The sequence below is a fragment of the Klenkia terrae genome (assembly GCF_037083865.1).
In the GTDB taxonomy this organism is placed as follows: Bacteria; Actinomycetota; Actinomycetes; order Mycobacteriales; family Geodermatophilaceae; genus Klenkia; species Klenkia terrae.
Genome location: NZ_JBAPLV010000006.1, coordinates 105342 through 130851, shown reverse-complemented (window position 1 = coordinate 130851; position 25510 = coordinate 105342). Strand labels below are relative to the sequence as shown.

22 protein-coding genes are annotated in these 25510 nt (G+C 67.1%); 17 read left to right on the top strand and 5 right to left on the bottom strand.

The genetic code is table 11. The annotated features are described in order from the left end of the window. The first annotated feature begins 172 nt into the window (after positions 1–172). The 15 genes from UXQ13_RS07920 to UXQ13_RS07850 all read left to right on the top strand — a co-directional run bounded on the left by UXQ13_RS07920 (position 173) and on the right by UXQ13_RS07850 (position 18152). Positions 173–1498, top strand: coding sequence for a flavin monoamine oxidase family protein (locus tag UXQ13_RS07920; protein ID WP_225234089.1), 1326 nt, complete (start codon positions 173–175; stop codon positions 1496–1498). A gap of 172 nt (positions 1499–1670) precedes the next feature. Further along, on the top strand, positions 1671–2897 hold the full coding sequence (locus tag UXQ13_RS07915; RefSeq protein ID WP_225234090.1) for a PucR family transcriptional regulator: 1227 nt from the start codon (positions 1671–1673) through the stop codon (positions 2895–2897). A gap of 191 nt (positions 2898–3088) precedes the next feature. Next, a complete protein-coding gene (locus tag UXQ13_RS07910) occupies positions 3089–3979 on the top strand; it encodes an FAD binding domain-containing protein (protein ID WP_225234091.1) in 891 nt (296 codons plus the stop codon). Beyond that, positions 3976–4464 (top strand): (2Fe-2S)-binding protein, encoded by a 489-nt coding sequence (locus UXQ13_RS07905; protein WP_225234092.1) that lies wholly within the window; start codon positions 3976–3978, stop codon positions 4462–4464. The genes UXQ13_RS07910 and UXQ13_RS07905 overlap by 4 nt, the downstream gene beginning before the upstream one ends. A 212-nt stretch (positions 4465–4676) precedes the next feature. Continuing rightward, positions 4677–4973, top strand: coding sequence for a Dabb family protein (locus UXQ13_RS07900; RefSeq protein ID WP_225234093.1), 297 nt, complete (start codon positions 4677–4679; stop codon positions 4971–4973). Beyond that, positions 4970–5911, top strand: coding sequence for a cyclase family protein (locus UXQ13_RS07895; protein ID WP_225234094.1), 942 nt, complete (start codon positions 4970–4972; stop codon positions 5909–5911). The genes UXQ13_RS07900 and UXQ13_RS07895 overlap by 4 nt, the downstream gene beginning before the upstream one ends. Beyond that, positions 5908–7113, top strand: a complete 1206-nt coding sequence (locus UXQ13_RS07890) for an FAD binding domain-containing protein (RefSeq protein ID WP_225234095.1) — start codon at positions 5908–5910, stop codon at positions 7111–7113. The genes UXQ13_RS07895 and UXQ13_RS07890 overlap by 4 nt, the downstream gene beginning before the upstream one ends. 42 nt (positions 7114–7155) lie before the next feature. Next, a complete protein-coding gene (locus UXQ13_RS07885; protein WP_225234096.1) occupies positions 7156–7869 on the top strand; it encodes an SRPBCC family protein in 714 nt (237 codons plus the stop codon). After that, positions 7866–8678, top strand: coding sequence for a carbon-nitrogen family hydrolase (locus UXQ13_RS07880; RefSeq protein WP_225234097.1), 813 nt, complete (start codon positions 7866–7868; stop codon positions 8676–8678). Before UXQ13_RS07885 ends, UXQ13_RS07880 begins: the two co-directional genes overlap by 4 nt. Positions 8679–8971: 293 nt before the next feature. Next, the gene (locus UXQ13_RS07875) at positions 8972–9826 is read left to right on the top strand and encodes an FAD binding domain-containing protein (protein ID WP_225234098.1); all 855 of its coding nucleotides are present in this window, start codon (positions 8972–8974) and stop codon (positions 9824–9826) included. Next, positions 9823–10305: a (2Fe-2S)-binding protein gene (locus tag UXQ13_RS07870; protein ID WP_225234099.1), complete on the top strand. Its 483-nt coding sequence runs from the start codon at positions 9823–9825 to the stop codon at positions 10303–10305. The genes UXQ13_RS07875 and UXQ13_RS07870 overlap by 4 nt, the downstream gene beginning before the upstream one ends. After that, on the top strand, positions 10302–12662 hold the full coding sequence (locus UXQ13_RS07865) for a xanthine dehydrogenase family protein molybdopterin-binding subunit (protein WP_225234100.1): 2361 nt from the start codon (positions 10302–10304) through the stop codon (positions 12660–12662). Before UXQ13_RS07870 ends, UXQ13_RS07865 begins: the two co-directional genes overlap by 4 nt. Before the next feature lie 109 nt (positions 12663–12771). Continuing rightward, on the top strand, positions 12772–13569 hold the full coding sequence (locus UXQ13_RS07860; protein ID WP_225234101.1) for an MOSC domain-containing protein: 798 nt from the start codon (positions 12772–12774) through the stop codon (positions 13567–13569). Between the two features lie 143 nt (positions 13570–13712). Then, positions 13713–15377, top strand: coding sequence for an FAD-dependent oxidoreductase (locus tag UXQ13_RS07855; RefSeq protein WP_225234102.1), 1665 nt, complete (start codon positions 13713–13715; stop codon positions 15375–15377). A 1179-nt stretch (positions 15378–16556) separates the two neighbouring features. Then, positions 16557–18152 carry a methyl-accepting chemotaxis protein gene (locus UXQ13_RS07850; protein ID WP_336392124.1) on the top strand — a complete coding sequence of 532 codons (1596 nt, stop codon included), beginning with the start codon at positions 16557–16559 and terminating at the stop codon, positions 18150–18152. 268 nt (positions 18153–18420) lie between these two features. Here the strand turns inward: UXQ13_RS07850 and UXQ13_RS07845 are convergent, their stop codons facing one another. Further along, a complete protein-coding gene (locus tag UXQ13_RS07845) occupies positions 18421–18585 on the bottom strand; it encodes a hypothetical protein (RefSeq protein ID WP_225234105.1) in 165 nt (54 codons plus the stop codon). A gap of 809 nt (positions 18586–19394) precedes the next feature. Between UXQ13_RS07845 and UXQ13_RS07840 the strand changes: the two genes are divergently transcribed. Beyond that, a complete protein-coding gene (locus UXQ13_RS07840; protein WP_225236058.1) occupies positions 19395–19727 on the top strand; it encodes a DMT family transporter in 333 nt (110 codons plus the stop codon). 628 nt (positions 19728–20355) lie between these two features. On the opposite strand, the gene UXQ13_RS07835 is transcribed toward UXQ13_RS07840, so the two are convergent. From UXQ13_RS07835 to UXQ13_RS07825, 3 genes are all read right to left on the bottom strand, one after another. After that, a protein-coding gene (locus UXQ13_RS07835) for an IS3 family transposase (protein WP_225236059.1) occupies positions 20356–21545 on the bottom strand; the annotation gives its coding sequence in 2 pieces (ribosomal slippage) (positions 20356–21258 and positions 21261–21545; 1188 coding nt in all). A 555-nt stretch (positions 21546–22100) separates the two neighbouring features. Continuing rightward, positions 22101–22832, bottom strand: coding sequence for a hypothetical protein (locus UXQ13_RS07830; RefSeq protein ID WP_225234106.1), 732 nt, complete (start codon positions 22830–22832; stop codon positions 22101–22103). 147 nt (positions 22833–22979) lie between these two features. Further along, positions 22980–23552: a TetR/AcrR family transcriptional regulator gene (locus UXQ13_RS07825; RefSeq protein ID WP_225234107.1), complete on the bottom strand. Its 573-nt coding sequence runs from the start codon at positions 23550–23552 to the stop codon at positions 22980–22982. Between the two features lie 238 nt (positions 23553–23790). Here UXQ13_RS07825 and UXQ13_RS07820 point away from each other — a divergent pair, with 238 nt between their 5' ends. After that, positions 23791–24840 (top strand): hypothetical protein, encoded by a 1050-nt coding sequence (locus UXQ13_RS07820; protein ID WP_225234108.1) that lies wholly within the window; start codon positions 23791–23793, stop codon positions 24838–24840. 31 nt (positions 24841–24871) lie between these two features. Here the strand turns inward: UXQ13_RS07820 and UXQ13_RS07815 are convergent, their stop codons facing one another. After that, positions 24872–25477: a TetR/AcrR family transcriptional regulator gene (locus UXQ13_RS07815; RefSeq protein WP_225234109.1), complete on the bottom strand. Its 606-nt coding sequence runs from the start codon at positions 25475–25477 to the stop codon at positions 24872–24874. Between the last annotated feature and the right edge of the window lie 33 nt (positions 25478–25510).

Below are 25510 nucleotides of genomic sequence, written 5' to 3'. Positions count from 1 at the left end.
ACGGTCCACGGGACCGGTGACAGCTCACCGTGCCGTGCGGGAAGGCACAAGCGGGACCGCTGCCTTTGCCGGAACGCGAACAGTCGTCCCACCCCGCATGTCCGGATACTCCACCCATCCCAAGCCTCGGAGCCGGGAACACCGCAGCTGCAGCCGTTCGAAGGAGAACCCAGTGGCATACGACGTCATCGTTGTCGGCGGAGGATTCGCTGGATTACGAGCCGCCCGGGATCTTGCAGCTGCGGGCTCCTCGGTGGTCCTCTTCGAGGGGGGGCATCGCCTGGGTGGTCGGGCCTACACCCGGGCGTCTGAACTGTTCCCCGAGGTCCAGGTCGAGATCGGTGGCACCTACCTGGAACGGCACCACCACCCGCGGTTGGCCGGGGAACTGGACCGCTACAGCGTCCCCACAGCACCCGCCCCCGAGGCCACCCACTTCCGCAACCGCCTGGGATCGGGTGACTACGACCGGGCCTTCCCGGTCCCTGGTGAGGAAGCGACATCGGTCGAGACCGGCTCCTACCGGATGCTTCGGGATGCACACCGCATCGACATCACGGCTGGCCTGGAGAACCAGAACCTCGACGACTTGGACATCCCGCTCACCGACTACGTAGAGACGCTCGGTCTGGGCCCGGTCGCCAAGCAGTTGGTGCTTTCGTGGAGTTGGAACATGCTGGGGCAGCACCCCTCCAAGTCCTCCGCACTGTGGGCTCTGCAGCAGGTGGCCGCCCACGGATACAGCGTGCTCGGCGTCGTCTTGTCCCTCGACGAGATCGTTCCCGCCGGCATGAACGAACTGGTAGCGGCCATGGCCGCTGACGTGCCCCAGATCGTTCAGGGGGCACTGGTCACGGAGGTCACTCGGCAAGAGGACGGCACCTACGAGGTGCTCGTCGAGCGCGCGGGGGAGCGGGAGCGCCACCGCACTACTCACGTGGTGATCGCGACCCCGTTCAACACCTGGCGCAACATCACACTGGAGCCCGCGCTGCCATCCAGGAGGGCAGCTGCCGTGGCCCGAGGCCATGCCTGCCGTGGACTCAAGCTCATCATCCACGTCACGGGTGTGCCAGCAGGGTTGTCGTGCACCGGTGATGGCGTGTTCCCCACCGTCTATGACTACATGGCAACCCCAGACGGCGGGCGGTTCCTCGTCGCGTTCACCGATTCAGACTCCTTCGACCCCACCGACGAGGTCGCCGTGGCCGCCGCAGTCCACCACTACGTCCCCGAGGCTGTAGTGCACGGCGTGGAATACCACGACTGGGCGGCCGACCCGCTGTTCGGTGGCCCCTGGGTATCGCCCTACATCGGGCAGTTCAGCCAGATCCACAAGGGCCTGGGGGAGCCGCACGGCAGGGTCCACTTCATCGGTTCCGACGTGTCGCTGCAGTTCCCCGGCTACATCGAAGGCGCCCTGGAGACAGCAGACAATGCAGTAACCAGCATCCTGAGCGGCGCCCCCGAGCGGCCCGGTCCGGCCCACCACGCATGACTGGTGAAACCTGCTGCGAGGACCGCTGCAAGCCGCGTGCAGTGCAGCGCCACCCACCCACCCCACGGCGCCGGGCCACTGCCCTCCGGTGCTCGGCGCTGGCGGCAGGAAGGCTGCCGATGAGGCGATCCAGGCACCGGACGACTGACGTGGTTGCTCGTACGCTCGGCAAGTGACACTCGAAGACGACCTGCAGGCCGTGGCCGACGGGGTACGGGAACGGTTGCCCGAACTCACCACGAGGATCGCACGTCGTCTGCGCGATGAGATCCCGGAGTTCTACCTGCGTGACAACCCGGCGTTGAGGGCCGGGGAGACCGAATCCATCAGCAGCTCCATCCGAGACATCCTCGATGGAGTGACCGAGGAACGGCCTCCTCCCGAGCGTGCCTCGGATGCGCGCCTGCGCGAGGCACGGCTAGCGGCCCAAGCCGACGTCGACCTGCACGCACTGCTGCGAACCTCGCGGGTCGGCCAGGCCCTGACCTGGGACTGCATCCTCGAGGTAGCAGATGAGCTGATGCCCCAATCGTCGCAGCGCCTGCCGGTATTGCGACACATCAGCCAGTACCAGTTCATCTGGAACGACCGGGTCAACGCCTCCATCATCGAGGCATACCAACAGGAATACCGCGCCTTCTATCTGCAGGGACGGGACCGTAAACGGCGGGCGCTGGTCCGCGACCTGCTCGCTGGTATCCCCGTGGATGAGTCCGCACTCGGGTACTCGTTGCGCGGACGGCACGTCAGCGTGATCGCTTGGGGGACCGCGCCCGAGGCCGCCATCAAGAAGGCCGCAGCATCCTTGGGTTGGCAATCACTCACTGTCTCCGGTGCGGCCGGCACCGTCGTGGGATGGCTCGGCAGGCCCAATACCAAAATATCCTCCGATGAGGACCTGTCTGCCCTGGAGACAGCTCCCGAGACGTTCCTGGCCGTTGGCCAGTACGGCGACAACCTGGATGGGATGCAGCGCTCCTACCGGCAGGCGTGGCAGGCATACCGGGTCGCTCAGATCCACCCGCAGCCAGTGACCCGGTACACCTCGGTCGCGCTGGAGGCACTGGTTCTGCGAGACCTCCCGGCTGTCCGCGACTTCATCGTGGAGCAGTTGGGCCCTCTCTACCGCGCCGACGAGCGAGCCAAGGTCCTACGAGAGACCCTCAGTGCCTACTTCGCCAGTGGGCAGAACGCCGCATCCACGGCATCGGTCATCGGCGTGCACGAGCGAACGGTGGCCTACCGACTCAGGTCCGCCGAGAAAATCCTGGACAGGTCGATCGCCACCTCGCGAGATGAACTGTCCATCGCTTTGCGCATGTACGCGCTCCTGCAAGAGCAGGAGCGCGCAGACCTCGTCGCATTGCAGGACCAGGTTCTCGGACCCGCTCCGTTGTGATCTCCCTGCGGAATCCTGACGACGGTGCGTGCGGCTTGTCCGAGAGCAGAGACATCACACCGGAGCCCGCCAGGGAAGGTTGAACCTGCCCCACACATGACGCCCCCTCGTTGCGTCTGCTGCGGGCGAGTGAGAAGGAGCCGCCAAGTGCAGGACACGGTGCATGACGTAGAAGATCCGGAGGGGCGGTCATGAAGCCTCCAGCGTTTGAGTACGAGGCACCCTCCACGGTGGAGGACGCCGCCCAGTTGCTCGCCGACGGTGGTGACGACGCAAAGTTGCTGGCAGGCGGGCAGAGCCTTATCCCCTTGCTCAACCTTCGGTTCGCGGCGCCGTCGTTGCTCGTCGACCTCAACGGCGTCGCCGAGCTGGCCCACATCCACGACGCTGCGGGGGAGCTGCGGATAGGAGCCCTTGTCCGGCACAGCACCGTCGCCGGCCATGCCCTGGTCGCCGAACGCCACCCACTGCTGACCGAGGCCTTGGGATACGTCGCGCATCCGCAAATTCGCAACCGAGGAACCATCGGCGGTACGACGGCTCACTCCGACCCTGCCGCCGAAGTACCCGTCGTCCTGCTCATGAGCGATGCCCGAGTCGTCGCCCGCTCGACCCGCGGACAACGTGAGGTTGCAGTGGACGACCTGTTCGTGTCGATCTTCACGACCAGCCTCGAGCCAGACGAGATCATCACCGAGGTGATCATCCCGGACCGTCACTCCGAACCGGGAACGATCACCGGGGCCTCTTTCCAGGAGTTCGCCCGCCGGCACGGTGACTACGCCATCGGCGGCGGTGCAGCGATCGTCGAGCTGGACGCCGAAGGTGTCTGTCGGAGCGCCCGGGTCGGGCTGCTAGGAGCGGGAATGCGCCCCGAGGAGTCCAAGGCCGCGGCCGCCGTGCTCGAGAACAGCACCCTCGCCGAGGACACAGTCCGCGAAGCCGCCCGGGTTGCCACAGCCGACATCAGCCCCCTGGGGAATGTGCACGGCGACGTGCAGTACCGACGTGACGTCATTCGTGAGATGACCTTCCGTGCGGTGATGACAGCAGCAAACAAGGCAAAGGCGGGGACCGCGTGAAGCGCGACATCGAAGTCGAGGTCAACGGCAACCGATACCGGCGGTCGGTGGAGCCGCGGATGCTCCTAACGGATTTCATCCGTCATGAACTGCGGCTAACCGGAACCCATGTTGGCTGCGAGCACGGCGTCTGTGGCGCATGCACCATCCACTTCGACGGGGAGCCGGTGCGTGCCTGCGTCATGCTCGCCGTCCAGGCTGATGGACACAGCTTGCGTACTGTCGAGAGTCTCGCTGAGGACGGGCAGCTCAACCGACTGCAGCGTGCCTTCAACGAATGCCACGGACTGCAATGTGGGTTCTGCACCCCTGGCTTCCTGATGACCTTGCAGCCGGTCGTCGACGCCGGTGAGCAGCTCAGCGATGGAGAGATCCGAGATGCGATCTCCGGAAATCTGTGTCGCTGCACCGGCTACCAACAGATCGTGGACGCCGTCAGCGCGGCACTCACCCCCCCGCAGCCCGAGGACCACGCCACCAGCTGACCTCAGGGCTGCAGGACCCCTCGGCGGGGTCGGACTCCGGTTACCCGGAGCCCGACCCCGCCGGTTTGCTACCAGGCAACAGCTGGGTTGCGCGATTGCGACAAGCCCGCGCCCAGTTGTGCGAAGGATGCAATAGGACCCAGCAACAGCTCCTCGCAGACTTCATCTTGCCGCCAGCAACTGGCGGAGTCGCGAACCTCGAGGAGTGCAGCATGATCCGGCACGTTTTCATGTGGCAGGTCGCCGAAGGCAACGACCCCGATGAGGTCATCAGCCTGCTCAACACGCTGAAGGGCATGTCCAGCATCCGCAGCTGGGAGCTGGGCAAGCACACCGGCGACCCGGGCGAAAACGGGACGCCCTGGGATGGCGTGCTGATCAACGACTTCGACGATTGGGCCGGTCTCGAGGAGTACTCGGTCGACCCCTTCCACGCCGAGGTCGTCGGCAAGCTACTGCCCAAGCTCGCCGCCCGAGCGGTCGTCGACTTCGAGCGAGAGACCCGATGACCGACGCGCCAGCTCGCGCGAACATCAAGGTCACGACAAGCCCGTGGGGACCGGAAGACCAGCTCGGTGCCCTGAACTACCTGGACCCCGCCCGCGCCGCCCACGTGCTTGCTCGAGCAGATGGTCGACGCGTCTATGACCTCAGCATCGACTACTTCGTCGGCATGCCCAGCTTCCAGGCCGCCGGCGACCCGGCCTACCAGCTGTTCATGAGCCACACCCCGCAGGGAACGGTCGTAGACAACCTCAACGGCGTGGGATCCGAGGTGAACCGACACGTCTGCTACTCGGGGGATGTCGTGTTCATGTACACCCACACCGGCACCCACATCGACGCGCTCAACCACTTCGGTGTCGACGGCGAGATCTACAACAACTTCAAGGTCGATGAGCACCTGGGCAGCCGGAACTGGACCCGTGGTGGCGCCGAGCAGATCCCCCCGATCGTCACCCGCGGGGTGCTGTTCGACGTGGCTGGGCTCAAGGGCGTGGATTGCCTCGACCCGTCCTACGCGATTTCCATCGAGGACCTGCAGGGGTGCCTCGAGCGAATCGGGACCGAGCTGCAGGCCGGCGACGTGGCCTTGATCCGCACCGGACGCATGGCCTTCTGGCCCGACGGCAGCAAGGTGCTGGGCAACCCCCCTGGGGTGGGGCTGGCAGCGGCCAGGTGGTTGACCGAGCAGAAGATCGCCGCCGTCGCCGCCGACCAGGAATGCGTCGAGGTCGGACCTTCAGAGCAGGAAGACAACTGGCTGCCCGGGCACTGCCACTTCCTCGCCGAAGCAGGCGTCCCGATGATCGAACTGATCGACCTGGAGGAGCTTGCCCGCGACGGCGTCAACGAGTGTGCCTTCATCGCCGCCCCCATCCGGCTCCGCGGCGCTAGCGGTGCCCCCCTGCGGCCGCTAGCGATCCCCTTCCACCCGACGACATGACCATCCCCAGCGGACGGACCACCAGCACGCGGGTCGCCGTCGTCGGAGGGTCGATCGGAGGAATGACAGCCGCCGGGCTGCTCCGAGACGCCGGCTACCAGGTCGATGTCTATGAGCGTTCCCCCGGTCCTCTTTCGGGTCTAGGCACGGGCATCGTCGTACAACCGGAGCTCGTCCGATTTCTCCTGGAGAGGACCACGACAACTCTGGAGGACATCAGCGTCCCCTCGTCGTCCATGAGATACGTCGACGCCTCCAGCGGTGCGCTGATCGGTGCGACCGATGACAGCTGGCGATTCACCTCCTACAATGCTCTCTACCATCGGCTGCTAGAGAACTTCGGCCTAGAGCGCTACCACTTCTCCTGCAACCTGGAGCGCTTGGTCGACCACGGGGACCAGGTCGACCTCACCTTCAGCAGTGGGGAAACGGCCCAGGCCGATCTCGTTGTACTCGCCGACGGCGGAGCATCTGCCGGCCGTCGTCAGTTGCTCGGGATCACCCCCGAGTACGCGGGCTACGTGACCTGGCGTGGTCTAGCAGAGCTGGACGCGCTGTCGGCCTCCACCCGCGCTTTCTTCGACGACACGTTCACCTACGGCCTCCTGGACGACGGGCATCTGATCGCCTACCCCATCCCGGTAGTCGATGCAGACGGGCACACCAGGAGGGCACTGAACTACCAGTGGTACTGGAACGTCCCCGCTGGGCCCGAACTGGACGAGCTGATGACCGACCGCAACGGGGTGCGCCGACCGACCTCGGTCCACCACCACGACCTGCGGCCAGAACTGCTCGCCGAGTTCCACTCTCGAGCAAGCGAGCGACTGACTAACACCTTCGTGGAGCTGCTGCACGCCGCCGAAGAACCCTTCGTCACGGTCATCGCCGATGCAGACGTGCCTCAGATGCGCGTGGGCAGGTGCGTGCTGATCGGCGACGCGGCTGTCACCCCGCGGCCGCACGCAGCAGCTGGAGGGGCGAAGGCCGCCGCCGACGCCTGGGCCCTGGTTGCTGCGCTAACTGATGGCGGGGACGACCTTGATGAGGCACTTAACCGGTGGGAAGCCCAGCAGCTACCCGTTGGACGCGCTTACCTGCAGAAGGTCCGGCGCATGGCCGACGTCCTGCAGCACGGCGGCAGCTTCACACCTGGTGACCCCGCCAATCGATTCGGCCTGCCCACCGTCGTCGCGGGTTGAGCCTGCTGTGTCCCGACCCCAGACCAGAGATGAGCGTTGACAATGCAGTTGACCAATGAGTTCGACGTGTCCGTGCCGGTAGATGAGGCCTGGCGGCTGCTCTCGGACCTAGAGAAGGTCGGGCCCTGCCTGCCCGGTGCCTCCATCACCGGACGCGATGGCGATGACTACCTCGGCCAGGCCAAGATCAAGGTTGGTCCGATCACCGCCAACTACAAGGGCACTGCCCGATTCCTTGAGCTCGACGAGGGCGAGTACCGCGCTGTGCTGAGCGCGAAGGGCCGAGAAGCTCGCGGAGGTGGTGACGCGCAGGCCCTGGTCACTGCGACCCTGCTGGACAAGGGGGACGTAACTCACGTCACGGTGATCACCGACCTCAACCTGTCGGGCAAGATTGCGCAGTTCGGGCGCGGCGTCATCACCGACGTCAGCGCCGCTCTGCTCAAGACATTCGCCACCCGCCTGGAAGCTATGGTGCAGCAGGACCAGACCGGCGATCAGGACGCGACGGCGACCACGCCGCCAGCGACCGCTACCGGCGGGCTGCCCTCGGGCGAGGGTAAGCCGCAACTGGTGACGTCGTCTGTGCCCACCGAGGTGCCCCACGCAGCACCCGTGGCAGACGAGGACGACGCACTGGCCATCCTCCCGCTCGCACGCAGCATCGCGCTGAGCAAGCTGCAGCAGCCGGTCCCGTTGTTCGCGGTCGTACTCGGCGCCGCCATCGCATTCCTCTTGGGGAGGCGAAGGGCTTGAGCGGCTCGCCGCCGGCCTCGACCGATATTCGATTATTGCAGGTCGCCTATGGCGATGAGGAACCTCTAGCTCGACGCGTCGAGCGGGTGGCGAATCTAGTTCGGCAGCAGCAAGGCGCTGATCTGGTGGTGTTGCCCGAGCTGTGGGCTCACGGCGGCTTCTCCTATCAGTCATGGCAGGAGGAGGCTGAGCCGCTGACGGGACCAACAATCTCCGCGCTGCGCGAGGCGGCCCGTGACGCACAGGTGGTTCTCCACGGCGGATCCGTAATCGAACGCCCAGCTGACTCGAGTGCCCTGTACAACACCGCTGTAGTGATCGACCGCCACGGCGAGATCACAGCGACATACCGCAAAATGCACCGGTTCGGCTTCAGCGAGGGGGAGCCTCAGCTGCTCACCGCGGGGGACCAGGTAGCCACCGTGGAGCTTGACCTGGCGGGTCGGTCGGTGCCAACCGGATTGGCTACCTGCTACGACCTCCGGTTCCCCGAACTATTCCGCATGCTGACCTACAACGGAATGCAGGTGCTGTTCCTTGTCGCGGCGTGGCCCAAAGCGCGCGTCGACCACTGGCGGGTCCTCGCGCAGGCACGGGCAGTGGAAAACCAAGTGGTTGTCCTGGCGTGCAATACCGCCGGCACACACGCCGGGGTCACGATGGGCGGACACAGCATGATCGTCGATGCCCAAGGTCGTGTGCTGGCCGAAGCCGGCGACACCGAGGAGGTCCTCAGCATGGTCTTAGACCTCGGCGGAGTCGACACTGCACGCGCGAGCTTCCCCGTGCTACTCGACCGCCGGTTCTAATCACGGCAGCCACGACCCCGGGGCCGGCGGTGCACGCACGACCCCGGCGCCGGGTAGTCCGATCACTCACTGACACCGCACGAGCCGAGCGCCGCCAACAACCACGCCTGCAACCCCCAGGCAGGTAGGGGCACTTCAGGCCAACGGCCACCGCAACCCTCAGCCGTTTACGGATTCCGGGTGATGCGGGTCACCAACGTCTGTCATCTGAACGTCGATAGCTGTGTTGCCGGATTTACTGTCGGATTTCCGGGCCCGACGGACACGCGTTGCCGCCCACTGGAGGTGTGAGAGTGAAGTCCCCCGTATTTGCCTATGCCGCGCCGAACACCGTGGCTGAGGCATGCAGCCTGCTCGCCGATGACGAGGACGCGAAGCTGCTCGCAGGCGGGCAGAGCCTCGTACCCCTGCTCGCATTGCGTCTTGCCGCACCGACGACCCTGGTCGACCTGCGGCTAGTGCCCGCCCTGACAGGTATCACCCACGACCAGGGCGTTCTCCGGCTCGGGGCCATGACGACCCATAGATCCATCGAGCGCTCCCCGCTGGTTCAAGATGTAGCGCCGGCGATCGCCGAGGCCGCCGCGTTGATCGCCCATCCCCAGGTTCGGACCCGCGGCACGATCGGCGGCGCAGTGGCCCATGCCGATGCGGCAGCCGAGTGGCCCGCAGTCCTGCTCGCCATGGACGGCCACGTCGAGGTCACCGGCACCGGAGGTAGCCGGTCCATCTCCGCCGGCGACCTCTTCATGGGCCCATTCATGACCTCCCTGGAACCGGATGAGGTCATCACCTCGGTGTCACTGCCCATCGACGGACGCGAGATCTGGGTGGATGAGCACCAGCGTCGCCACGGTGACTACGGACTGTCCATCCTGGCGATGACCTACCAGCTGTCAGATGGGCTTATCACCGATGTCCGACTCGCTGTCGCAGGGGCCACCGGCAGCGTCACCCGTGCCCCCGAAGCCGAGGCAGCACTGGAAGGACGTGCCCCCGCCGACAGCAACGACGCGATCACTGCTCTGGCAGCTGAGCTGTCCTACACCTCGGACATCCACGGATCAGCCGACTACCGGCGAGACATCACCACCACATTGTTCCAGCGCGCCCTGCGGGCCGCGGGGGAGAGGTCCGGTCAGGCATGACGCAACCAGCCGAGCACGTCTCAGTCCAGGTCGAGGTCAACGGGCGTCGTTATCAGCGCAGCGTCATGGCACGCCTGACGCTGTCGGATTTCCTGCGTGACGAGCTGGGGCTCACCGGCACCAAGGTCGGGTGCGAGCACGGCGTGTGCGGAGCCTGCACGATCCTCATCGACGACGAACCGGCTCGCTCCTGCCTGATGCTCACCGTCCAAGCCGACGGCAAGAAGATCCGCACGGTGGAAAGCCTGGCGAGCGGGCGGGAGATGAGTCCCCTGCAAGCGTGCTTTCAAAAGCACCATGCCTTGCAGTGCGGTTTCTGCACAGCGGGCTTCCTCATGAGCGCAACAGCGCTGCTGGAGGAAGGCCAGCCGACGCGGGAGGACATCGTTGAGACGCTGTCCGGCCACTACTGCCGGTGCACCGGCTACTCCCCGATCATCGATGCGGTCGAAGAGGCCGCGGCCAAGGAGCCGTCATGAGCTTCCCGCACTCTCAGTCGCCCTCTATCGCCGCCCGGAGCATCGGCGCCCGCGTCCCCCGAGGGGACGATCCGCGACTGCTGACTGGTCGCGGGCAGTACTTGGCCGACATCGTTCTGCCCGGTGAACTGCACGCCTGCTTCGTTCGTAGCTCTGCTGCTCATGCCCGCATCACGCGGGTCACCACCGACGAGGCCCGTGCGCTCGACGGGGTCGTCGCGGTATGGACCGGAGAAGATGCCGCGAAGTTCTGCGAAGGCATCGTCGGGGAGCTGGAAGTCGAAGGATGTTTCGCCACCACGATGCCGTTGCTCGCCCGAGACATCGTCCGCTACGTGGGGGAACCCGTCGCAGTGGTCGTCGCGGAAAGCAGGTACGTGGCCGAGGACGGTTGCGACCTCGTCGATGTGGACTACGAGCCGCTTGAGCCGGTTCTGCACCCGCGGTCGGCGTTGGAAGGCGGCCCGTCCGCCAACGAGGAGCTGCCCGACAACGTCGCCCTCCGGGGAGGCAAGGTCCTCGGTGATGTCGAAGGCGCATTCAACGACGCCGCACGCGTCATCGAAGCGACCTTCCACAGCGGTCGCCTGTCGGCTGGGCCCATGGAAACCCGTGGGGTCATCGCCAGCTACGACTGGACCAGTCGCCGGCTGCGCCTGTGGACCGGCTCGCAGATGCCCCACTACATCAAGTACTGCCTCACCGCGTACCTCGGCTTCCCGGAGAACGAGTGCGAGGTGCTGACACCTGACACCGGCGGTGGGTTCGGACAGAAGGCCCACATCTTCCCGGAGGAGATGCTGCTGCCGCTGCTGGCCCGCGAGCTTGACCGGCCGGTGAAGTGGGTCGAGGACCGTCGCGAAAACCTGATGACTGCTACCCACGCCCACGAGCAGTTCATCGACATCGCCTACGCCTTCGACTCCGACGCACGGGCCACAGGTGTGCGAATTCGCGCAACCGGCGACGGGGGGGCCTACCACCAGCCACCGTGGTCGATGGGCGTCGAGCCATGGTGCACGGCGATGGTCACCCCCACAGGGGTGTACGACATCCCCGCAGCCGATCTCACCTACGAAGCCGCCGCCACGAACAAGACCCCCATCGGGGCCTACCGCGGTGTGGGATACATGGCCGGCACCCTCGTCCGTGAATGCCTCATGGACGACGCAGCCAGGGCGTTCAAGCTCTCCCCCTTCGACATCCGCCGGCGCAGTGTGGTGCGCGAGTTCCCGTGGACCAACCCGCAGGGAATCGTGTACGACGAAGGCAGCTGGCTGCAGACCATCGACGAACTCGAGCGCATGGTCGACTACCCGGCCTTCCTCGAGCGTCAGGCTGCGCTCCGCGCCGAGGGCCGCTTCATCGGGCTCGGATTGAGCGTCTTCGTCGAAAGCAGCGGCGAAAGCACGGCGATGGGCAAGGCCCACGACCTCGGGGGCATCTACCACGACACCGCCACAGTGAAGATGGAGCCCAACGGCAGCGTGACCGTCACCATCGGGCTTACCACCCAAGGTCAGGGTCACCGCACGACGATGGCCCAGGTCGTTGCCGACTCGCTGGGTGTGCCACTTGAAGCCATCACCGTTCGAGCCGCTGAATCCACAACCTACGGCTGGGGGAGCGGCACGGTGGGCAGTCGCGGTGCGGTCATCGCCGGTGGAGCAGTCCTACGAGCATCCAACGTCATCCGCACCAAGCTCGTTGCGCTAGCGGCGAGCATGCTCGAGGCGGACCCCGCCGACATCGACCTGGTCGACGGTGCGGCCGTGGTGCTGGGCGTGCCCGGGTCCTCGGTGTCCATCATCGACCTGGCCACCGCGGTCTACTTCGACCAGAGCGCCTGGCCCGCGGACTTCGACCCCACCCTGGAAGCCACCCTCGCCTACGACCCTGCGCGGCCGATCTTCTCCAACGGCGGCCACGCCATGATCGTCGAGGTCGCGCCAGAGACCGGTTTTGTGACTGTGGAGAAGGTTTTCTCGGTCGAGGACTGTGGCACGGTAATCAACCCAGACATCGTCGAGGGCCAGATACGCGGGGGCGTCGTCCAGGGCATCGGGGCGGCGCTGCTCGAGCGCCTTGTCTATGACGATTCCGGTCAGCTGGTCACCACCACCCTGCTGGACTACCACATGCCGAGCATGGACTTCTCGCCCCCTTTCGAGATCCACCACCTGGAGACGCCCTCCTCCCATACGCCCGGCGGCATCAAGGGCATGGGAGAGTCCGGCCTGATCGCGGCACCCGCCGCCGTACTCAACGCCGTCAATGACGCCCTGTCCCACACCGGCACGGTGCTGCACGACATCCCCATCACCCCCGAGCAGGTGCTTCGCGCCTTGCGCGGATGACCGTTGGTCATGATGGATCGCGCGGGGGAGCTCACCCACCGGTCGTCGCACAAGCAGCTCGCAGCCATGGACACTGTGCGCACCTGATGATCGGTGAGGGCGGCCTCCGATGACATCGCACACCGCGGTGCTCGGCTCAGTCGCCCGGCTGGATATCGCCACAACCAAAGGGTTCGCGCTCAGTCAGGTACCTGCAGTCCACGTGGCATCCACCGGCATCGTCGGCAACCGGGAGTTCTTCCTCGTCGACATCGACGAGCGGCTCTACTCGGTCCCCAGAGACCCTGCCTTTCTTGGCTATTGGACTTCCTATGACCACTCCAGTGGCGTCTTCTCACTGGGCAGCGGTGACACAACAGAATGCTCGGCCACGGTCCACCACGTGGGGGACGTTCGACCGTTCGAGTTCGACGAACGCATGGTCGAGGGCCGGTGGGCGCCGGGACCGTGGGATGAGGTGCTCTCAGACGTCGCCGGACGACACGTGCGCCTAGTGCACTGCGCCGTTGCAGGTGGTGGACATGACGTCCACCCGGTGACGCTGCAGTCCACAGCCTCCCTGGCTGCACTCGGCACCGAACTAAACGGACATCCACTGGACCGTCGCCGGTTCCGGCTCAACCTCACCCTCGACCTAGGCTCTGTCCCGTTCATTGAGGACAGCTGGGACGGCATCTTGGCCGTGGGGTCCTGTCGGCTTCGACTGCGCGGCGGGGTGCCCCGCTGCATAGCTGTGGAATACCGGCCAGAGGACGGTCATCGCGGCCTGCTCGTGCAGCAGCGCATCAGCAGACTGCGCGGGCCGATGATCAGCGACTGGGGCCCGGGGGTGCTGTACGGGACCTACGCCGATGTCCTGGACCCCGGCCCCATAGCCGTCGGCGACCCGGTCGCCGTGCAGACCTAAGAGCAGACGGCGCCACCAACATCACCACCTCGTCGGGAACGGTAGCCGGCAGCCAGGCTAGCTATTCGCCACCGCACGAAGGCCACCGCACCGCATCAACCAAGAACTCACGACAGGTAACGGTGCCACCAAGGGGGACACGCATGACCTTCGTCATCACCCAGGCTTGCTGTGACGACGCCTCTTGTGTCCCGGTGTGCCCCGTGCAATGCATCCACCCACGCCCGGGGGACCCAGAGTTCACCACCACCGAGCAGCTCTACATCGACCCGAGCACATGCATCGATTGCGGGAATTGCGCCTTTGCCTGCCCCGTGGAGGCCATCGTCCACGAAGCTGACCTTTCACCGTCGCAGGCGGAATTCCGGGCCATCAACGCCGACTACTTCACCGCTCACCCACTGAAGGACGTGCAACCGCTTCCGATTGAGCGGCGCCGGCTGCCACAGCCACAACAGAACCTCAAAGTTGCGATCGTGGGAGCGGGACCATCGGCGCTCTACGCCGCAGGGCAGCTCAGTGAGATCCCGGGCGTCTCCGTCACCATTGTTGAAAAGACACCCATGGCGCACGGGCTGGTCCGCACCGGCGTCGCACCCGACCACGACCAGACCAAGCTCATCGGCGACACCTTCGATCGAGTCCTCCGCCGGCCGAATGTCACCAGCTATCTCAACGTTGAAGTCGGGCGAGACATCTCCGTCGAGGAACTGCAGCGTCACCACCACGCCGTCATCTGGGCTGCAGGAGCATCAGAGGATCGCCGACTTGGCATACCGGGGGAGGGTCTTGCGGGGTCGGTGACCGCACGGGAATTCATCTCTTGGTACAACGGCCACCCCGATTACGCCGAACACGAGTTCAACCTGTCCGGGCCCACAGCCGTGGTTATCGGAAACGGCAACGTCGCGCTCGACGCAGCACGCCTCCTCACCCAGCCGACCACTCTGCTGTCAAAGACATCAATATCGGACCGGGCGCTCGCGTCAATGCGGACCAGTGGCATCGAAGAAGTCATAGTCATCGGACGGAGAGGGCCCGCCGACGCCGCCTACAGCACCGCAGAGCTGCTCGCCTTGTCCCATCTTCCTCAGGTCGATCTAGTCACCAACCCTGCAGATTTTTCTGACCCAGAATACAAACCCACCACGTCCCGAATCGCGCAGGCGGCCGACTTCGCGCGCCGGCGCGCAATCCTGCTGCAGGCAACCCGGCGCACCGGCACCGCCCCCCGGCGGATCGTGATGCGATACCGGCTCACCCCCACCCGGCTGATCGGCGAGCGGGCAGTCTCAGAGATCGTGCTGTCCCACCCCGACGGCACCTCACAGTCCATCAAGACGTCCCTTGTCATCAGCGCCATAGGCTTCCGCGGACGCGCAGTGCCCGGCATGCCCTTCGACCACGCCGCCGGCGTCATCCCCCACGACCGTGGGCGAGTCGTCGATGCCAAAACGGGTCTCCCCTTGCCGGGGCTTTATTGCACAGGCTGGATCAAACGAGGCCCAACCGGTGTCATCGGCACCAACCGCTCCGACGCCGCCGAGACCATCGCCTCCCTGCTCAGCGATATCGACGGGCCCGGCCTTCCGACCCCCGTCCAAGACCCAGCACAACTGGCGCAGCTGCTCAGGCAACGTCAGCCCGACCTGATCACCGCCGAAGGATGGCGGCGCATCAATGAGGCAGAACGAAGTGCTGGACGAGTTGCCGGGCGCCCCCGGGTCAAGCTGCTCACCTCAGCGGACTTCCTTCGGGTAGCAGCGCAGCACGACGAGACCTCGGCTGCTGTGCTCACCGATGAGTGACGGGGACGGGGCACCTGCCCCAAGAACCGCACCCAGGCATTCCCCCGAGAAAGCAGCTGTGACCTGGTGGCGTCGATGGCCACGCCGCCCAAGCGCTGCTGATCCACCGCCCCCGATCCAGGCACCCGCCAAAGCCGACGCAACAAGTGCATGGCTCACCGCGTGGGGTGCCGCAGCCGACACGATGTTTCTCACCGCACCTATCAGCGAACCTGGCGGCCGGTCAGCACCACCTGCCCCGACATCGTGACCCCCCACGAGATTCGTCGTCAGATATGAACAACGCCCACCCGCAGCCGGAATGGAGACGATCGGCTCGACGAGCCGGCTCGTCCCGCCCCAGCGAGCTCCGCTGGAATCCGGCAAATTGTGCTCCAAGGTTAGCCATTTCGGATAACACCGTTCACCGCTGGTAAGCCGCAGCCATAGACCTAGACGCAGCAGGGCGCCTGTGGTTTCTGTCACCTTCCTGCGCAGTGGACGTCGCATAATCCGAAACCGTTCGAAGGTGACTCGACCGGCAATTGTCGACATGGCAACCCGGTTCGGTCCATGAATGTGATCGGCGCCAAGACGGCCGTCGATTATGGGCTCCTGAGCTGCATGTTTGGCCGAACCGTTAATCGCTGGACTGCTCGTCGATTAAGTGTCAGGGGACGCCTGTTTGTCGTAGACGGCGCGGTCCAGTGAACCCGAGAAACGGTCTGTTTCGGTGCATCTCGGCTCAACCATGACTCGCTGGTTGCCGTTAATGGTGGGGTAGGCCAAAAGCGCTGATCGCGAATGGAGTGGCAAGCGTGTCGCCAACCCGAGCGTCGTCGAAGACAACCCGCCGTTCAATCCCACGAAGGGTTCTCTACTGAGTGTGAGGTCCTGGCCAGCGGCACCCGGCCCGCCAGCAAGTATTGGCCGACAGTCGGAACAGTCATGCGACCCCACAGAGCGTCTCAAGGCGCTGTAAGGGATGCACCTTAACCGTCGCCTGCTTCCGGACGCGCTGCACGCCCCAGGTGGCATTCATCGCAGATGGATCTGTGCCGCCGGTGACCGAGCAGAACCTCACATCGCAGCCCTCGCACCGGGTGGCCACACGCGACCCGTCCCGCTCCCCTTCACCCCTACGCGCCCCAAAGGATCTCCGTCATGTCAGACCGCACTGTTTCCCGATCCCGGAGGGTCATGGGTGTGCGCACGCAGGTCCTCGCCGTTGGAGCTCTCGGCATGGCTGCGGCGCTGGCCGTCGGGGCCGCGGCCTTCCAGGGGCTGGCTGCCTCGGAACGCAGCCTGAACGTAGTCAGCGAGCTCCAGGAGGCCCGGCTGATCGCACAGCAGATCCGCACCGCCAACGGTGACATCGGCGCCTGGCAGACCGCCTATGTCTGGGACAGGCGTCGACTGGGCCTGGCCGCAGCCGTTGCGCCGGATAACGTCACACGGGCCGGGTTCTTGGTCGCCGGACAAGACCTCCAGCCGCTGCTGGACAGCATGCCGAGGGCTCTGCTCACCGCCTCCGAGAAGGACACGTTCGACCAGTTGAACCAGTCATGGATGGACTTCTTCGCCATCGATGACCAGATCGTGGACAACTACGCCCTCGACACCCCAGCTGGGCTAGCCGCCGGCGACGCCCTAGTACTGGGACCAACCCAGGACGTCTTCTACGCCGTGGCCGAACAGACCGCAGCACTTAACGACTCGTTGGCGACACGGGTCGAGCAGGCTCAAAATGTCGCCGACTCCCAGCGCTCGCGCAGCTTGGTCCTAGTCACAGGAGTCCTCCTGCTGGCCCTAGCGGCTGTCTTGACCCTGGCCTTGCGTACCGCACGGCGGCTGCTGCGTCAGCTGCAGACGGTCCGTGATGCTGCCGTTGCTCTGGCGGCCGGGGACCTCACGGTGTGCACCGAGGTGACCTCACGCGATGAGGTCGGACAGACTGCGGCCGCCCTCAATGGCGCACTTGGTTCTCTGCGGAAGGTGATGACCGCAGTCGCTGCCTCGGCTGAGGCAGTGGCTGCCTCCAGCGAGGAACTGTCGGCATCCTCGGCCCAGATCTCGGCCTCTGCGGAGGAAACGAGCGTGCAATCCACGGTGGTCACCGGCGCCGCCGACGAGGTGTCCCGCTCGGTGGCGACAGTCGCCGCGGGTGCGGAGCAGATGTCGGCCTCGATCCGGGAGATCGCGCAGAACGCCAACGAGGCCGCCCGCGTCGCCGCCGGCGCGGTGACCGAGGCCGAGGCAACCAACCAGACAATCCAGAAACTGGGGCTGTCCTCCAAGGAGATCGGCGACGTCGTGAAGGTCATCACGAGCATCGCCGAGCAGACCAACCTGTTGGCGCTCAACGCCACCATCGAGGCCGCTCGGGCCGGTGAGGCCGGCAAGGGCTTCGCAGTCGTGGCCAACGAGGTCAAGGAGCTGGCCCAGGAGACCGCCCGCGCCACCGAGGACATCGCCCGCCGGGTGGAGACGATCCAGGCAGACACCGGTGGGGCCGTGGCCGCGATCGGCCGCATCGGCACGGTGATCGGGCAGATCAACGACTACCAGTTGACCATCGCCTCGGCGGTGGAGGAGCAGACCGCCACCACTAACGAGATGTCGCGCAGCGTGGCGGAGGCCGCGGGCGGCACGACGGAGATCGCCGCCAACATCACCGGGGTTTCAACTGCTGCCGGCACCACTACGCAGATCCTCAGTCAAAGCCGAGTCGCCGTCGATGAACTTGCCCGCATGGCCGCCGACCTGCGCACAACTGTCAGCACCTTCACCTACTGACCAGGCAGGAGGCCAAATGCCTCCTGCCTGGTCAGCTGGACGGCTTGACGACCCGAGGCCTTTGGTCAAGCCGCCGACGATCTGCCAGTCCACAACTACACACCGCGCCTCGGTGTATGCAGCTGAGCAATCGGTGCAGATGAGGGGTCCTGCGGCGCTGGTGACTGGCTGTCGGGAAGATGCGGCGGTGTCCCCAGCGGCGTGAGGAGCACGACGCGCACGTCACCGGCGGCCGATGCACCTGGTGTCGAGCCGGAGAACCTGCCCGTCAGCTCGAGCTTTCAGGACGATCACGGGGCGTGTCGTCCTCGCCGTCCTCGCCAGCACCATCGCTCAGGACCTCCGCGGTATTTGCCCCATCATCAGCGGGCCCGCCGCTGCCATGAGAGCGACCATCATCGGCGTCGTCGATCGGAACCAGGCTGTGCGTCATGTCTTCATCTCCATGTCTGCTGTCGTGCGCGTCGAGAGCGCTGATTCGCGCCCCGGTTACTGCTATCTCAGTTCGGCGCTCCTAGCACTCCATGCGACCTCCATCGAGGTCCGCCCAGTGCGATTCACACTTGCTTCGAATGTGACCAGCTCCCCGCATGAATCGGCTCCGGGAAGACACCCTGGTCCACTGACAGTGTGACCGCGTAATTTCTGGCGTACCGGGTTGCGCAGGTGTTGCGACCTGGTCGAGGTACTTCAGCAAGGTGCCGCCATGGACGTCGCCGGCGAAATTTGACATGTCCGGGGTCATGAGAATGGTCATGGACGGTCGATGACGGTCGTCGCCCATCGCACGCTCCTCGCGTCCACGCGGCGGGTTCGGGAACCGACGACCTTCGTCGGCTGCGGAGCTGGCGACGGTGTGCCGCGCAGGGCCGCCTACCTGGCTTGTTAGGCCCTGCGTGGGCAGCGCAACCACAGTAAGGACGAGGCGGTCGGTGGCCTTTGCAGTGGAACGCTAGCGACAGAACGCCGGCCAGGCCTGTGCCGCATCCGACCAATTCAGGCGTGAATTGCCCGGAATCGGGCACGCCGTCGTGCACGGGGGCAGGCAGGCGCGGCTGCGGAGCAGTGCGTCGACGGCAGGACCGACACCCGGGCTGATCGTGACGCCCGAGCTTGCGCCGATGAGACAACCCGGTGCCGTTTTAGGCGGACAACGTCAAAGTCCGGCTTTGCATCACGTCCTACGTTCAACCTGGCCAAAGTGTTGGCTGTGAGGGCAACGGAGAGGGACTGAGGGCGTTGATGGTGACCTACGGTCTTCTCGCGCTGGCCATCACGGTCGAGATCGTGGCCACCTTGTTCCTGAGAGTGACCGAGGGCTTCACGCGCCTGCTGCCCAGCCTATTTGTGGTCGTGGGCTATGCGTTGTCCTTCTTTCTGCTCTCTCACGTGCTGAAACGGGGGCTGGATGTTGCCGTCGTCTACGCCCTGTGGTCGGCAGTGGCGATTGTTGCCATCTCAGTCATCGGAGCCGTCTTCCTGAACGAACGCCTGACGGCCATCCAGATCCTGGGAATGGCGCTCATCGTCATCGGAGTACTCGTGCTGAAGATGGGCGCCAGCACCGCGACCTGACCCGACCCAGCCGGTTTCCTCGGCCCACCAGCAGGCTGTCTCCTGCCCCGGGTGAGGGCAGCTACGGGGTCCGCTTCGTGCTGATGAGGCCCATGCAGAGCTCGCCCCCGACGAGGCAGTTAGCGGGGCCCGTGTCCACGGTGCACTGCACACCGCTACCAACAGCGGCTACAGGGCTCGGGTGGACCGCCCCGCCATGTGACGGCTGCTGAGGATCTTGACGGGCGCGCCTACCTAGACGAGGGGTCGAAGGCGGACACCTTGAACCCGGTGACCAGGTGACGGGTCTGCTGCACCGACTGAACCCCGGGCATGGTTGACCTGGGCGGTCTCGTCGAGGCGGGCAGGTGGAGCCGGCCGGGCGCCCGTCGCCGCTGATGTCGGGTCAGGACCGATCAGCGACGATGCTGTCACGGGTGTCCCGGGCGCTATCGGGCCAGTCGGAGGTTGCCCGAGAGTCCCGCGAGCTCGCTCAGGAACTTGTCACCAGACCTGACCGGACACCTTCGACCAAGCCTGTGAGTGCATAGCGCACCGATGCAAGGGCCAGACCGGAATCGTGGGCGCCGAGTTCGCAGCCGTGGCCTTGGCTATTAGGGACTGCTGCACGGATAGGTGACAGTTCGGGTTAAGCGGCCTGAGCCGCCGGTGTGTGGTCGATCATCTCGCATTCGATGGGTGTGAGGCGGCCGAGGGCGGCTTGCCGCCGTCGGCGGTGGTAGGTGCGCTCGATCCAGGTGACGATCGCGATCCGCAGCTGCTGGCGGGTGGCCCAGCGCTGGCGGTCCAGGACGTTCTTCTGCAGCAGCGCGAAGAAGGACTCCATCGCCGCGTTGTCCCCGGCAGCGCCCACCCGGCCCATCGATCCGACCAGCCCGTGCGCGCCCAGAGCGTGAACGTAGCGCCGAGATCGGAACTGCGACCCGCGGTCGGAGTGGACGATGCAGCCGGCGACGTCGGCACCTGCAGTCGCGCGCCGGGCGACCGCGGACTCCAGCGCCGTGACGGCCAGCCGGGACTGCATCCGGGCGTCCATGGCGTAGCCGACGATGCGGTTGGAGTGCACGTCCTTGATCGCGCAGAGGTAGAGCTTGCCCTCGGCGGTGGGGTGCTCGGTGATGTCGGTCAGCCACAGCCTGTTCGGCTGGTCGGCGGTGAACACGCGCTGGACGCGGTCGTCGTGCACCGGCGGTCCGGGACGGCCGGCCTTGCCGCGGCGGGGCTTGCCGAACGCTGACCACCAGCTCATCGACGAGCACAGCGCCCAGGCCGTGCGCTCGGCCATCGGCTGCCCGGCCGTGGCGGCCTCGGTGGCTAGGTACCGGTAGCCGAACTCGGGGTCATCGCGGTGGGCGTCGTACAGGGCGTTGGCCCGGTAGGCCGACTCGAGCTCAGCGGCGCTGATGGGGTCGGCCAACCACCGGTAGTAGGGCTGGCGGGCGATCTTCAGGACCCGGCACGTCACCGCGACCGGCACCCGCACACGGGCACCGACAGCGGCCAACTCACGGACGAGCGGGTACATCATTTTCCCGGCAAATTCGCCTGTGACAGGTAGGCCGCCGCCCGGCGCAGCACCTCGTTCTCCTGCTCCAGCAGCCGGATCCGCCGGCGCGCATCACGCAGCTCGGTGTTCTCCGCCGTGGTGCTGCCCGGCTTGACGCCGTCCTCGACATCGGCGGCCTTCAGCCAGTTCGTCAGGCAGGACTCGCTGATCCCGAAGTCGGCCGCGATCTGCTTGAGGTGGGTGCCGGGCTCACGGCTGCGGGCGACGTTCACCACGTCGTCCCGGAACTCCTTGGGGTAGGGCTTGGGCACGATCAACATCCTTCCAGCGGCACCTCTCGGCACCACAGATCAGATGTCACCTACTCGTGCAGCAGTCCCTCACCCCCCTGCGGACGCAACGAGCGGTGGTCCGCGTACTGGCCCGTCGTCCCTAGCGGGGAGTGCTATCGCTGTCGCCCCCATTGGGGTGACGTACGCGAGGAGGGTGCTGGGTGACGGCGGTTTGTGTTCCGCGCTGCAGCTTCTCGAGCACCGCGGGTCGCGAGCTTGGCGTGATTGCTCCGAGCTTGGCCAACGGCTCCGAGTCGTGCCCCCGCCGCGAGGATGCGTCACCCCATCCTCAAGGACGTATGTGCTGGTCAAGAGCTGTTCAACCGCACGTGCTTCGTGCCCGCTACGTGCCCGTAGCGACGGCGAATGTGGGTCATGAGCGGTGATGGGCGGTGACTCTCGTGACGCTCTGAGCTGCGGTTATGCGATTTCGTGCAGGTCGCGTCAGAGGCACCAGCATTCTTGAAAACCGCTAGGGGTTAGCGCTCCTCGAGGGTTCGAATCCCTCGCCCTCCGCTCGCCGGTGCCGCCCGTTCACGACGAGGGCGGCCCACCGAGGTCGGGGATGACCAGTTCCCCGCTCAGCACGCGGTTGGCGGTGGTCTCCAGGTCCAGCCCCAGGGTGAAGGCGGCGCCCCGGAGCAGGGACAGGGCGTCGCTGGTGGTCAGCGCGCGCTGCCCGCTGATGTGCCCGACGGCCAGCCACACCCGGTGGCGCTCGACGATCGGCAGGGCACGGAAGGACCGGGGTAGCCCCAGCACGATGTCCTCCTCGCCGGCCAGGTCGTCGGCCAGGACCTCCCCGACCAGCTCGGCGACGGCCGCCACGTCGGCCAGCGTCCCCGCCGTGGGGGTGCCCGGGTCCCGGAGGTACAGGTCGAGGGCGGCGACCCCGGCCAGCGCACCGCCCACGGGCAGGGCGACGACGCACCGGTAGGGGGTGTGGGCCACGAGCTGGACGGCGAACAGCGGCCACCCGCCCTTCAGCTCCTCCAGCGGTGCGACCACCACGCCGCGGATCTGCTGCGCGGTCAGGCACGGACCCTCGCCCGTGGCGTACTGCAGCCGCTCGGCGGCCGCCGCCTGCAGGTCGCTGGCCCCCAGGGGGAGTCGCCGGTCGGGCAGCAGCGTGTAGCTCAGGCTCGCGCCGTCCACCGGCAGCGCAGCCACGCAGGCCGCGGCGACCTGGTCGGGCAGCAGGTCGTCCCGGTCCGGTTCGCCGACCAGTCGGGCCAGGACCTCCGTGAACCTGCTCGCCGCGGTCATCGCGACCGACCGCGCTGCGGGCAGGCGGGTCGTCGGGGGAGCACTGGATCTCCGGGCGGCTAGCGGTGCTGGCCGCAGGGATCACGACGTCGGTGCGCGGGGCGCACGACCGGAACGTACCCGATCGCGCACCCGGTGACCGGTCGCTCAGCTCGTCGTGATGGGGAGCAGGACGAGGTCGACCATCTGCTCGACCTCGGCCGTCGTGGACGCGGGTCGGTTGCTGGTGTACCGCTGCCACCACATCGACTGCACGACGACGACCAGGAGTCGGACCTGCACCCCGGTGAGGACGTCGGCGCGGGCTGCGTGCCGGTCGGTGATCCGGGTGACGGCCGCGGCCAACGGCTGCACCACGCCGCGCTCCAGCACCTCGTCCAGGACGGTGCCCCGGCCCGCGTGGCCGAGCAGTGCCGAGGCCGCGCGCTCGCAGCGGTCCAGCGGGTGGGTCCACGGGTCGAGCAGGGCCACCAGGTCACCCCGGAGCGAGCCGGTGTCGGTCACGTCCGGGACCAGCGTGCAGGTCCGCAGGGCGTCCACCACGAGTTCCTGGGCCGACGGCCACCGGCGGTAGATGGCGGACTTGCCGGCCTGGGCCCGCGCCGCGACGACGTCGGTGGTGATCCTCCCCAGCCCGTCCTGCGCCAGGATCTCGAGCGTGCAGTCCAGCAGGGTGACGGTGAGCGCGCCGTCGAGCGGTCGGCCGGATCTGGCGGCCACGACGCCTCCCTGATCTCGTAGGTGCACCTGGGCGCACCGAGGTGATGGGCACCCGGATGTGCTGACTGAGCATTACCTAACTGGGGAAGGTCCAACCGGTGGGGCCCTGTCTGTGACGTGACTCACCCGGTGACGACGATCGCACCACCCGCTGCCGGGTTCGACTGCAACTGAGACGTGTCGGTGCCGATGAAGCCACCACTTGCGATACATGTCGTACCGGAACTGAGGAGTTGCTGTGACGTCGTCGGCCACCGACTTCCTGGACGAGCTGACCCACGGCATCCACACCGCACCCACCGTGCAGGTGCTGTCCGCCCGGGCGACCACCCCGCAGCCGAGGCCGGTCCCGCCGCCGTCGGCCGGCGCGATGCCCGGCGACCGGGCGGCCCTGACGCTGCTGGGCTCCGTGGTCGGCGTCGACGCCTGGGCGATCACCCGGACCACCGAGGACACCTGGACCTGCCTGGTCCTGCAGACCACCGCCCGCGCCGCCGAGCCCGGGTCGGCGTGGGCGGCCACCCCCGCCGCGCGCTACCCGGTCGGCACGCCCATCGCGCTGGACCGGTCGCTGTGCCACCACCTGCTGACCGGCCCGGCGGCCACGGTCGTCGGTGACCTCGGCCGCGGGAGGGAGCCCGCCCTGCGGCGGATCGCGGACAGCTGGGGGGTGCGCGGCTACCTAGGCATCGCGCTCACCGCCCCGGACGGCGCGCGGCTGGGCTCCCTCGTCGGGCTCAGCGCAGCGCCGCTGCAGGCGCAGGACCGGGACTGGTCCGCGATGCTCGAGGTCCAGGCCACCGCCCTGCAGGCGTCCCTGGCCGGCCAGGTCGCTGCTCTGGCCGGTGTCCGCCGGGAGGCCTACGAGCGCAGCGCGGCGAACCTCGACGCGGTCAGCCGGCTGCCCAACCGCCGCGGGTGGGCCGGGCTGCTCCTCGCCGAGGAGGAGGCGTCGGTGCCGGTCGGCGACCCGGTGGGCCTGGCGCTGGTCGACCTGGGGGTGGTCCGCACGGCACGCTCGCTGCGCCGCGCGGTGGCCGTGGTCCGCGAGGCGGCCGGCGACGTCCAGCTCGCCCGGGTCGGTCCCCGGCAGCTCGGCATCCTGGCCGGCGGTCTGCAGACCTCGCAGGTGACCCGGACGGCCGCCCTGGTCCAGGCCAAGCTCGAGGGCGCCGGGTTCACCACGGCCACCGCCCACAGCATGCGCGCGGGGCTCGAGCCGCTGGCCGCGACCTGGCTGCGGGTGGAGAACGCCCTGGTGGTGGCCCGTCGGGACGGCGCCCGCTGATCAGCACGGCGGGCCGTCGGCGGTCCGCCGGTCAGGTGCTGCGCACGACCGGGAGCAGCGCCCGGTCGACCATCTCCGCGACGACGGTGTCGGTGGTGGCCGCGGGTTCGGACACGTAGCGCTCCCACCACAGGGCGAGCAGGAGCCGGCCGAGCAGCACGCGCCCCGCCGCCGGCACCTCGTGGCCGCGGGCGACGTGCCGGTCGACCGCGGTCGCGACCGCGGCGTCCAGCGGGTGCACCACGGCGGCCTCCAGGCCGGCGCGCAGGGCAGGGCTGTGCCGGGCCCGCCCCAGCACCGTGGCCACGAGCCGCTCGTCGCGGTCCAGCGCGCGCGTCCAGGGCTCGAGCAGGCCGACCAGGTCACCGCGCAGGGACCCGGTGTCCGGGATGGCGGGCACGGGGCGGCAGCGGGTGACGATCTCCGCGAGCAGTGCTGCGGTGTCCGGCCAGCGCCGGTAGATCGCGGCCCGGCTGACCCCGGTGACGGCCGCCAGCGCATCGGCGCTCAGCCGGTCCGGACCCTGCTCGATCACGACGTCCTGGGCTCCGGACAGCACCCGGTCGGTCAGTGCCCCGTCCCGGGGGCGACCGAGCCGCGGGCCGTCGGACCCGGGCGACTCGGTGGAGGGGTTCACGGCACCGTTCCCCGGGCGCGTGCGCACCCCGTC